Annotated in this window: 16 protein-coding genes; 11 read left to right on the top strand and 5 right to left on the bottom strand. The window is 32.2% G+C overall.

The genetic code is table 11. The features are described from left to right. The first annotated feature begins 208 nt into the window (after nucleotides 1-208). Nucleotides 209-637, top strand: coding sequence for a 50S ribosomal protein L13 (rplM, locus tag ACTQZM_RS07865; RefSeq protein WP_441653407.1), 429 nt, complete (start codon nucleotides 209-211; stop codon nucleotides 635-637). 15 nt (nucleotides 638-652) lie between these two features. Beyond that, the gene (gene rpsI, locus ACTQZM_RS07860) at nucleotides 653-1,045 is read left to right on the top strand and encodes a 30S ribosomal protein S9 (RefSeq protein ID WP_016250574.1); all 393 of its coding nucleotides are present in this window, start codon (nucleotides 653-655) and stop codon (nucleotides 1,043-1,045) included. An 86-nt stretch (nucleotides 1,046-1,131) separates the two neighbouring features. Here rpsI and ACTQZM_RS07855 read toward each other — a convergent pair whose 3' ends face one another. The 4 genes from ACTQZM_RS07855 to ACTQZM_RS07840 all read right to left on the bottom strand — a co-directional run bounded on the left by ACTQZM_RS07855 (nucleotide 1,132) and on the right by ACTQZM_RS07840 (nucleotide 4,857). After that, on the bottom strand, nucleotides 1,132-2,274 hold the full coding sequence (locus ACTQZM_RS07855) for a tyrosine-type recombinase/integrase (protein WP_441653406.1): 1,143 nt from the start codon (nucleotides 2,272-2,274) through the stop codon (nucleotides 1,132-1,134). A 310-nt stretch (nucleotides 2,275-2,584) separates the two neighbouring features. Continuing rightward, on the bottom strand, nucleotides 2,585-3,292 hold the full coding sequence (locus ACTQZM_RS07850; RefSeq protein ID WP_349278993.1) for a potassium channel family protein: 708 nt from the start codon (nucleotides 3,290-3,292) through the stop codon (nucleotides 2,585-2,587). Beyond that, the gene (locus tag ACTQZM_RS07845) at nucleotides 3,292-3,981 is read right to left on the bottom strand and encodes a hypothetical protein (RefSeq protein ID WP_047334486.1); all 690 of its coding nucleotides are present in this window, start codon (nucleotides 3,979-3,981) and stop codon (nucleotides 3,292-3,294) included. Before ACTQZM_RS07845 ends, ACTQZM_RS07850 begins: the two co-directional genes overlap by 1 nt. A gap of 93 nt (nucleotides 3,982-4,074) precedes the next feature. Beyond that, entirely contained in the window at nucleotides 4,075-4,857 is a 783-nt protein-coding gene (locus tag ACTQZM_RS07840; RefSeq protein ID WP_441653405.1) for an XRE family transcriptional regulator, read from the bottom strand. A gap of 143 nt (nucleotides 4,858-5,000) precedes the next feature. On the opposite strand from ACTQZM_RS07840, the gene ACTQZM_RS07835 reads away from it, so the two are divergent. Then, entirely contained in the window at nucleotides 5,001-5,195 is a 195-nt protein-coding gene (locus tag ACTQZM_RS07835) for a helix-turn-helix transcriptional regulator (protein WP_243189074.1), read from the top strand. A gap of 38 nt (nucleotides 5,196-5,233) precedes the next feature. Beyond that, a complete protein-coding gene (locus tag ACTQZM_RS07830) occupies nucleotides 5,234-5,374 on the top strand; it encodes a hypothetical protein (protein WP_441653404.1) in 141 nt (46 codons plus the stop codon). On the opposite strand, the gene ACTQZM_RS07825 is transcribed toward ACTQZM_RS07830, so the two are convergent. Further along, the gene (locus tag ACTQZM_RS07825) at nucleotides 5,359-5,649 is read right to left on the bottom strand and encodes a hypothetical protein (RefSeq protein WP_208921071.1); all 291 of its coding nucleotides are present in this window, start codon (nucleotides 5,647-5,649) and stop codon (nucleotides 5,359-5,361) included. The genes ACTQZM_RS07830 and ACTQZM_RS07825 overlap by 16 nt on opposite strands. A gap of 59 nt (nucleotides 5,650-5,708) precedes the next feature. Here ACTQZM_RS07825 and ACTQZM_RS07820 point away from each other — a divergent pair, with 59 nt between their 5' ends. From ACTQZM_RS07820 to ACTQZM_RS07790, 7 genes are read left to right on the top strand one after another with little or no spacing between them, the layout of a single operon-like run. Next, nucleotides 5,709-5,918 carry a Thoeris anti-defense Tad2 family protein gene (locus ACTQZM_RS07820; RefSeq protein WP_171333694.1) on the top strand — a complete coding sequence of 70 codons (210 nt, stop codon included), beginning with the start codon at nucleotides 5,709-5,711 and terminating at the stop codon, nucleotides 5,916-5,918. A 21-nt stretch (nucleotides 5,919-5,939) separates the two neighbouring features. Next, nucleotides 5,940-6,164: a hypothetical protein gene (locus tag ACTQZM_RS07815; RefSeq protein WP_441653403.1), complete on the top strand. Its 225-nt coding sequence runs from the start codon at nucleotides 5,940-5,942 to the stop codon at nucleotides 6,162-6,164. A 14-nt stretch (nucleotides 6,165-6,178) separates the two neighbouring features. Next, nucleotides 6,179-6,409, top strand: a complete 231-nt coding sequence (locus ACTQZM_RS07810; RefSeq protein WP_441653402.1) for a hypothetical protein — start codon at nucleotides 6,179-6,181, stop codon at nucleotides 6,407-6,409. Nucleotides 6,410-6,423: 14 nt separating this feature from the next. After that, nucleotides 6,424-6,717: a hypothetical protein gene (locus ACTQZM_RS07805; protein WP_441653401.1), complete on the top strand. Its 294-nt coding sequence runs from the start codon at nucleotides 6,424-6,426 to the stop codon at nucleotides 6,715-6,717. 13 nt (nucleotides 6,718-6,730) lie between these two features. After that, a complete protein-coding gene (locus tag ACTQZM_RS07800; protein WP_441653400.1) occupies nucleotides 6,731-6,973 on the top strand; it encodes a hypothetical protein in 243 nt (80 codons plus the stop codon). Between the two features lies 1 nt (nucleotide 6,974). After that, complete coding sequence (locus tag ACTQZM_RS07795; protein WP_047334499.1) at nucleotides 6,975-7,211, top strand: hypothetical protein; 237 nt, start codon at nucleotides 6,975-6,977, stop codon at nucleotides 7,209-7,211. Then, on the top strand, nucleotides 7,192-7,476 hold the full coding sequence (locus tag ACTQZM_RS07790) for a hypothetical protein (protein ID WP_441653399.1): 285 nt from the start codon (nucleotides 7,192-7,194) through the stop codon (nucleotides 7,474-7,476). The genes ACTQZM_RS07795 and ACTQZM_RS07790 overlap by 20 nt, the downstream gene beginning before the upstream one ends. Nucleotides 7,477-7,533 lie beyond the last annotated feature (57 nt).

Raw genomic sequence — 7,533 nt, 5'->3', positions numbered from 1 at the left:
TGTCTGGATGCTGTAAAAGGACCTTTCTGAAAAATATTGTTCGTAACAGCTGTTTTTTTCATTTTTTCGTAGACTTTTTGTTGACAAGGCTTGCTTTTACCGGTATTATATTAAATGGTATTGTTTGCCCCACGAGAGCCCCGGAAACTCAAGTGTATGTCAAACATTCAAATCGAATTGGAGGAAAATAAAAGTGCGTACAACATATATGGCCAAAGCTGGCGAAGTAGAACGTAAATGGTATGTCATCGATGCTACTGATGTTCCTTTAGGACGTCTTTCAACTGTAGTAGCTTCAATCTTACGTGGTAAAAATAAACCAACATTCACACCTCATGTGGATACAGGTGATTTTGTAATTGTTATCAATGCTGATCAAGTGAAATTAACTGGTAAAAAAGCAACTGACAAAGTTTATTACCGTCATTCAAACTACCCAGGAGGATTAAAATCAATCACTGCTGGTGAATTACGTGCGAAAAACTCTCGTCGTTTAGTTGAAACTTCTATTAAAGGTATGTTACCTAAGAACACTTTAGGTCGCAAACAAGGCATGAAATTACATGTTTATGTAGGTGCTGAACATCCACATGCTGCGCAACAACCAGAAGTACTAGATATCACTAACTTAATTTAATAGGAGGGAATTTCATTGGCTCAAGCACAATATATCGGCACTGGCCGTCGTAAAAATGCAGTAGCTCGCGTACGTTTGGTACCAGGTACTGGAAAAATTACTGTTAATAAAAAAGATGTTGAAGAATATATTCCACACGCTGACTTGCGTGAAGTAATCAACCAACCATTTGCTGTAACTGAAACAAAAGGCGCTTACGATGTATTCGTAAACGTAAATGGTGGTGGTTACGCTGGACAATCAGGTGCAATCCGTCATGGTATCGCACGTGCATTGTTACAAGTAGATCCTGATTTCCGTTTAGCTTTAAAACGTGCTGGTTTACTTACTCGTGACGCACGTATGGTTGAACGTAAAAAACCAGGTCTTAAGAAAGCTCGTAAAGCATCACAATTCTCAAAACGTTAAAACATTGTTATATCAACGTTTCAAGGCACTTTGCAGATTTGCAAGGTGTCTTTTTTTCGGTTTTGACCAAGACTTTGACCAAGAGTCTAAAAATTAACATAACAAGCGAATTTATCGGCTGTTTGATTTTTCGCTTTTTTAGTAACATGAGCGTAAATATCCATCGTAGTTTTGATGTCGCTATGTCCAAGTCTATATTGTACTTCTTTAATGGATGCACCGGCTTCGAAGAGTAGAGAACAATGTGTATGCCTAAATCCGTGTACAGTGATTTTTGGTAAAGAATGCTCTTTAAGAAATTTTTTGAGAAAATTATTAAGGTAGTCGAGATAGAAGGGATTATTTTGTTCATCAGAAAAAATCAATTGTTCATCATCGTTGGCATTAAATCCTAATGCTAGTAATCTCTTTTTCTGCTCTGTTCTCCATTTCATTAGCCATATCTTGGTAGTATGGTCAATGGAAATTTCTCTATAGCTAGCTTTTGTTTTGGGAGTTTGAAAATGCTCTCCACCTTCTGCGTTTTTTGCTAAGGTGCGACTAACATATATATTTCCGTTTTGAAAATCAGACCATTTTAATGCTTGTAGCTCGCCTTTTCTTAATCCTGTAAAAGCAAGTAGTCTGAACATCATGTAATAGTGCATATCATAGGGTTCTAGTGTTTTTAGAAAAATTTCCAATGCATCATTTGAATAAAAAGGCGCTTCGTATTTATCAAGTGTGTCTTTCTTTTTAGGTTTAACAATTGACTTCATTGGATTAAAAGTAATCTGTTTTAAAGTCATAGCATAATCAAATATTTTTTCGGTAAGACCAATTAAATTATGGAATTTCTTATAGTAACCATGCCATTTATTAGCGATTTTTTGACAGTAATCAGGAGTAATCTTATCTATTTTGAGTTCTGCAAAGTTAGGATAGATATGATTTTTAATAGCATTTTTCTGTGTAAAAAAAGTACTTTCTTTAACTGTGAGTTTATAATTTTCTAGCCATAATTCACTAATTTCTTTAAATGTCATAATCTTTGGTTTGCTAGTAGGTACACCAAGCGTATTAACTTCATACTCAAGTCTATTTAATGCTATTTTCGCATCTTGCAAGGATTTGAATCCTCTTCTTGTAGTAAATTTCATTTTTCCAGTTAATGGATCAATGCCAAGATACATTTTAAACATATAAGCGATGCTGCCATCTTTTTTGGTATATTTTTTGATTGTTGCCATGTTCATCTCTCCTTTAATAGAATGTATGTTCGTTCACTGCTTAAAATTTTTTAACCATATTGAATCACCAGCCTTTAATGTGATACAATAGGCATACAATCAAATAAGCCTATTGTATGTAGGTTATATTTTGTTAAGCACACCATTCAAACTTTGGCGAGGGCGATGGTGTGTTTTTACATTTATATGATATTGTATTGAGAAAAAATTTGTGCTAATATAAGTCTGGCTGAAATGGACTCCCTAGAAGTGAGTCTGCTACAAACACATTATCTAATTAAAGGTAATGTGTTTTTGTGCTTTTTCTTCGTTAGAATGAGTCCTTTTTATTCATCTCATCAATTTTTCTTTCAAGTTCATCTATCTTAGCAATTAATACATCGATTTTATCATTTTCTTTCTGTTGCTTATCAAAAAAACCAGTTATTGTTGAGGTTAAGAAACCAACAAATCCTATTCCAATAAACATTAATAATATTGCAGCTAGTCTGCCAATTACAGTTTTTGGGAAAAAATCTCCGTAACCAACTGTTGTAGCAGTTACTACAGCCCACCATATAGCATCAGAAAATGGAACTTTTTCTGAAATTGAATACATGATTGATGAAATGAATATCAAAATTACTGATAAGTATATCATGTAGATAAATCCATTAACTTGAACGAAATTACGTAAATTACGATTAAGTTTTCCTAGGATACCTACTAATCGACTTAACCTTGCTAATTTGGCTAATCTAAATAATCTAGATAACCTAAAGAATGCAAATATACTATCTAATGGAATAATGGCTAATAAATCAAAGATATTATGTTTAAAAAATAGCCATTTATTTTTTGATTTAAAAAGTCTCCAGAAATAGTCAATTGTAAAAACAATTAATATAGATTTATCTATCCAATAATATGGAGATGCCATTAGAGAAATAGTTCCGAATAAATCAAGAAATACTAGAGCGATGGAAATAACTGCTAAAATAGAAATAAAAATTTCATAATATTTTTTGCTGTAATTCATTATTGTCCACGTCTTACATTGTATAATTTCCAATGAGAGATAAATCCAGAATCATTACCTCTACTTTCTAATGTTCCAGTAAATGTTTCTAGTGATCCTACAGAGAAAGCAGAACGTAAAATTCTATCAGGGAATTTAGCTACAAAAACATAGTATTCATTTTCAGTTCCAGCAACATTATCCCAAGTCATACCTTGCTGATATTTTGAACTATCAATTACATAAACTTGAGTTGAACCAACTTCGATAATATTACCCGACCATGTAACTTTGGTTCCACGTAAATTGTTGCTCCAAACTGGAGTTCTTTCAGAAGCTGGGATAGCTTTGTAAGCTTCTACGAATTGATTAAAATTCCCAACATTATTTACAGCATTTTGTTGAGCATCATTTAAAGTTTGCTCTTGTGTAGACTGAGTTGTTGAAGAAACAGTAGTAGAAGATTGCTCTTGAGAACTACTATTAGCTTTTGATTGCTCTTTTTCTTTAGATTCTTTTGCTACCTCTTTGGATAATTTCTTTAAGTCAACAGAATCACTTTGTTCAGTTTTAGGCTTCGTATCAGATTTTTTATCCCCAATTCCAAAGAGATTGCCTATTCCACCAATTACAAGTAAAGCAACAAGTATGTAGAACCATCTCTTTTGATAGAATTTTTTCCCGTCATCCACTTTTTGTTTTTTAGCCATTTTAAACACTCCTTGACTATGATATAATAGTTTTGCGTTTACATCCTTGTTACTGAAAGTAATAGGGGTGTTTTTTTATGGATAAAAATATTGCTAAAACACTACTTTACCGATTATGCGAATATCGTTACCGTTATCGGCATAGAAATCAGGGTATTTTTTATTCAATGAAACAAATCTTAAACGCTCTGCTTCAACATATACTTTCTTAATAAATGCTTCTTCATCAATTTGAACTGCCATGATTGCTCCGTTAATCGGTTCGAGTTGCTTCCGAACAAAGACAATTTCACCATCTTCGAATACTGGTTCCATTGAGTCACCAGATACTTTAAAAGCTAGATCATAATTTGTTGGTAATTTGCCAGTATAAGTAATAGTTTCTATATTTTCAGGATCTAAATCTAAAACACCTGTACCGGCAGAAAGTTTAGATTGTATATTAATTTCATGCTGATCACGATTAAAATAATCAGTAATATATGCAACTTTATCATCATTAACTGTATTTATAGATTCTTCAATTAATTGCTCTTCTAATTGTTTTTCGGCACAAAGATAGACAAGTTGCTGTCTTTGATCATTTAGTTGATTGTAAATGTTTAAAATATCTTTTTTAAAACATTTTCTTGTAGGTGATGGTAGTTTAATATTTCCATCGACACCATCAAGCAAAGATTCCAAATCTAATTCAAAGGCAGAAGCGATATTTTGAACTTTTTCTAATGAAGGTGTTAAAGGCTTTTTGGTTTTAGGATTTTCACCTTTTTCTAGCATAGATATATAGCCTTTGCTAACGTTGCTCTTATCTGCCAATTCTTGCATTGTCATATTACGTTGGGTTCGAATATTTTTTATCTTTTCTCCTAATTTCAAAATAAGCACCTCCTTGAGTTGATTGTACAATATGTTAAACAAAATAGCAATAATTCTCAGAAAAAATGTTTAATATGCTTGACATTTTGTGTTTAACATATTAAACTCAAGTCGTAAACAAGAAATGAAAGGAGTTATGGTTAATGACAACAGCTTATAAAATTAAATATTTGAGAGAAGAGCAAGGAATGACTCAGCAAGAGTTATCTGAAAAAAGCGGAGTATCTAGGACAATCATATCAGAATTGGAATCAGGAAAAAGAAGCGTTACAAGAACTGATACATTGTTGAAAATATCTAAAGCACTTAAGCATCCAATAAAAGATATTTTTTTATAAATAAGTTTAATATATTAAACAAAAAAGGAGGCGATGTAATGAAAATACCAAAAAGACCAAACTACAAAAAGAAACCATATCCAACAAGAGAAGAACAAATGGCATGGCTTGATTTTGAGAGTTTGATCATTAGTTTAATAGCACTAATCATTTCTATTATTAGCTATTTTTTTACATAAGAAAGAATACTAATTATCAATGCAATGATTGAGATGAATCTAGTGATTAAATGTTTTTGATAATCAAATAATACTTTTTTGCCTTGTATGGTGATTGCATAGTACTCTGTATAATTTTGGTAAGGCCATCCAGCAACTTCTGACCAAGTTCCATCAGGTATTCTATCAATCAATTCATCATTAATCATCACATCTAAATGTTTATAACTATCAGCAATTTTTACTTTGTTGAAGACATTAGCGATTAGAAGCTTACTGAAAATAGAAAAATTCAATTATCTCACCTCGTTTCAAAAATGATTATAGCAAAAAATTAAATAAAGGAGGCGATGCAATGAAAATAAATGATGCATTAACCAAGTCTATGAAAGATGGAAAGTTAGTTTATAGAAAGTCAGAATTTGACAATGATTTGTCAGAAGGCAAGTTAGTACATACATCTGATTTTAAATGCTGCTTGATAGTACCTAATCATAAAAGTCTAGGAAATTTTTGGAGCCCTACTGCAGAAGATTTGATGGCTAACGATTGGCAAGTTAAGTAGTAGAAGGAGGGAGTTTAGAAAATGAACACAGCAACTGAGAAACTAGTAATCGCTATAAGAATGATGTGTGAATTCGAAGATGAACCAAACTTTTGGATGCATAAGCCCTTGTTTACTGATGAAATTGATGTATCCGAAGTAGTTGATACATTTAAAGAAGAGTATGACTCAGAGTTCAACTTTAACGGATCAGCATCAGAATTATATGAGGCAATGCAACGATGGTTTGATAGAAATATAGGATAAAGGAGATGTTAAAAATGACTGCGAAAACACATGTGCAAAAATTATTTGAAAATCTATATCAAAATGACTTAATTGCGATGGAAGTAACGTTAAAAGGAATGACTGATATTTTAAATGTGATGAAGAAAGTTGATTCAACAGATAAAGAAAATCTGGAATATTGTTTAACAATGATGAATTATGAAGAAACTAAATTCAAAAAAGTACTAGAAGGACTTTTGAGACAAATGACTGAATTACTTTAAGGAGAGTGAGCAAAATGCAATTAACGGTACCTATTGAATTGCCAAAAGAAACAGTCGAGGAAATCACAAATCAACTATTCAAGATGGTATATAAACAAATGTCAGAGCAATTTGACATGATGAAGAAAGTAAGAGAATTGCCTGAGTATCCAAACAAAACGGAAGTAATGGAAATACTGGGTATCGGTAGCGAAAAATTGAATGAATGGATTTCAATGGGCTTAAAAGTACAGGTTTGGTCTAACAAAAACCACCGAATTGATCGTGACGAGCTCAAACGTTTTCTAAAAGTAAATTTTGAAAGATAGGAGTTTTGAATAAATGGAAAAGTGTAATAAGAAAAAAGGGCCAATGATGGAACTTGTCTACTCGTTGGTTCTAACAGCAGCAATAGGAATGAATGATTTAGGAGCAGGTATGACTGCCTTCGTAGCATTTTTGATGTACATCGCATTTAACGTATGTGATAGAGAGTATCGATTATTTTTTAAAACATTCTTCTACCTATTTATCATTCTAACTATTGTGTTAGCTGCTTTAAAACATATGATTGGAGGATATTAATATGAAAAAACCACAACGATTATTACTAACTGTATCAGGAGATTTTGCTGAATTAATACCATGGGAGATTTTTAACTTTTTGAAGAACAATTACAATCTAAACTCTAGAGTATACACTAAATCTTCATTTTCTGATGATCATGAAAAAGTGTTAGAAGTTAGATTCATTTCTACAGATGATAGGGCTACTGAAATTGCTATGGCGTTGAGAGTGACTTATGAGTTCAAAGAAGCGTAGAACTTTAAAGGCTGATTATATAGAAAAGTTTCCGTTTGCTAAAGCGTATTTTGAAAAGCTGAACTATAAGTTGATAGAGATTTACATAATCGCAGATCGTTTAAATATTTTGGGCAAGCATCCAAAAAGTGGCAAAGTGGAATCATTTCAAATTATCGGCGATGTGCTGTATAAGTCAGTTTTTATCAATACCAAAAAGCAGACTTGGGAATTTAAAGAGGTGTTTAGTAAAGTGTTATATGAATATCGAATGCAAAAAAATTAGTCACTTGCATCAATAATGAAGTGACCAATCTGATAGTGGTATATCTAACCTAAGCAA

This window comes from Enterococcus cecorum (genome assembly GCF_052119425.1).
Lineage (GTDB): Bacteria > Bacillota > Bacilli > Lactobacillales > Enterococcaceae > Enterococcus_E > Enterococcus_E cecorum_C.
Note: the sequence above shows the minus strand (reverse complement) of the source record. Positions and strands in the feature narration are given on the sequence as shown.